At 47.8% G+C, this 1592-nt stretch carries 3 protein-coding genes; all 3 read right to left on the bottom strand.

Features of this window, described 5'->3' with window-relative positions; translation table 11 throughout:
- Positions 1–3 precede the first annotated feature (3 nt).
- Positions 4–606 carry a reverse transcriptase domain-containing protein gene (locus I2H19_RS10150; RefSeq protein ID WP_411266904.1) on the bottom strand — a complete coding sequence of 201 codons (603 nt, stop codon included), beginning with the start codon at positions 604–606 and terminating at the stop codon, positions 4–6.
- Between the two features lie 70 nt (positions 607–676).
- Positions 677–964, bottom strand: coding sequence for a helix-turn-helix domain-containing protein (locus I2H19_RS09835; protein WP_195622545.1), 288 nt, complete (start codon positions 962–964; stop codon positions 677–679).
- 65 nt (positions 965–1029) lie between these two features.
- Positions 1030–1212: a hypothetical protein gene (locus tag I2H19_RS09830; RefSeq protein WP_195622544.1), complete on the bottom strand. Its 183-nt coding sequence runs from the start codon at positions 1210–1212 to the stop codon at positions 1030–1032.
- Between the last annotated feature and the right edge of the window lie 380 nt (positions 1213–1592).

Below are 1592 nucleotides of genomic sequence, written 5' to 3'. Positions count from 1 at the left end.
GCCTCAAGAAGGAGTAACATCGGGACTTGCAGCGACGGACCTCAGGACGCCCTTACACCACGTCTGCGCGCGCGACCATGGCGCTTTGGAAGAAAAGGTTAAGTCGTCAACGTATAAGGAAAACTTGCAACCATTATTGCGCGCGAGATTATGCAACTCGTTAAACATATCTTGAAAGGCAAAGAAAGCGACAAGCTGAGCGCATGGACTTTCGGTTGGAATTACAGTGGAACCGTCTTCTAACGTAAGTGTTGTTAAATCGCTAAGCAGGGCGGATACATCACTGCTGCATTTAAATCTATCTTTGAAAAGTCGATAGACGCGCTCTCGCGAACATGAGTCATAAAATGCGTGTAAATCTGACTGAATAAAATAGATAGAATGCTCATGGTACTTGCCGTTATCCACATGGCAGACGTGTTTGCGTCCAGAGAATACCCAGCTTGGAATCGAAATTCTGCTCAACAAGTTCTTTATGCGGCGTTGAACTTGCTTTAACTCTCTACATGGATTGTAGATAGTTCGGAATCCCCCAGAACTTTTTTCAATTTCGCTGACAGTGTAATTGATGAAGTCCTTGGCATGAAGGAGCGTAGAGTACTCCATCTGAAGAATCGTAGCGAGTTTACGCTTATTGCTTAGCTTATACAGAGGACTCTGGTCAATTTTGTAGCCTCTACTTGCCATTGCTGTACGCCTCGATCACTTTCGACATCAAGGATGTGATGAATTTCTGGCCGGCGTTGTTCAGCTCTGCATCCTCATAGTCTTCTGAAAAACGCACTAACGTCGATACTCGAAGACCAAACAATTCTGAATAGCGATCAAGTAGATCCATTGAGACTTTTTTCTTCCCGTTTTCGATTTCGGAAAGATAGCTACTAGAGATGCCGAGCAATTCGCTCATTTCCTTGGCGCTGTATCCATATATGCCCCGTAACCTTTTAAGCGTATTGCCCAGCATTTCACACTCTCCTTACAGACTAAAAGGAGCTAAAAAGCAAATACTGGGCGGGCTACCACGAGATGCTACCAACCAGTCAACAAGCACTTGAGCTTGTGAAGCACTCCTAGAAAAGCGCCGAGAAGCTCAAGTAGTCGAATCAGCATTCGGAAGTCAAACGGAGCCTTCTTACGCTTTTCAACTCGCAGCTTCACCCGAGGTCGGCCGGCCACATGGTTGTTTCCGGAATCAGGTAACTTCTGTGCCATAAAGCACACCCCCTTTCTCGCTGCGGTTGCAGCGTCCCAAAGAAAGGAGAGGTTCTTCCGGTAACACCCGCCCAGCTTCGTGCGCCCGTGCATCCCAGCGCGGGCGCACCGGGTGAGCGTGGGTTTAAGTAGACCACCGAAGTGGTCCGCAGCGAGCTTACGCTCGCCCTGGAATGGGAAAAGACCTTCGTGGCCAAGCGGTTATGGTCATGACTACCTTGGTTGACACTATAACACTATAGTTAGCAAATAGCGAACAGAATTCGCTAACTACGTATCGGATTTGCCAATCTCATAAAAACACCTTGATTCTCATTTTCATTGCAACAGCCTCAGGACTCAGCGCAACGCGTTGCGCTGAGTCCTGAGGCGCGAATCCG

The organism is Collinsella aerofaciens (genome assembly GCF_015560135.1).
In the GTDB taxonomy this organism is placed as follows: Bacteria; Actinomycetota; Coriobacteriia; order Coriobacteriales; family Coriobacteriaceae; genus Collinsella; species Collinsella aerofaciens_AN.
Note: the sequence above shows the minus strand (reverse complement) of the source record. Positions and strands in the feature narration are given on the sequence as shown.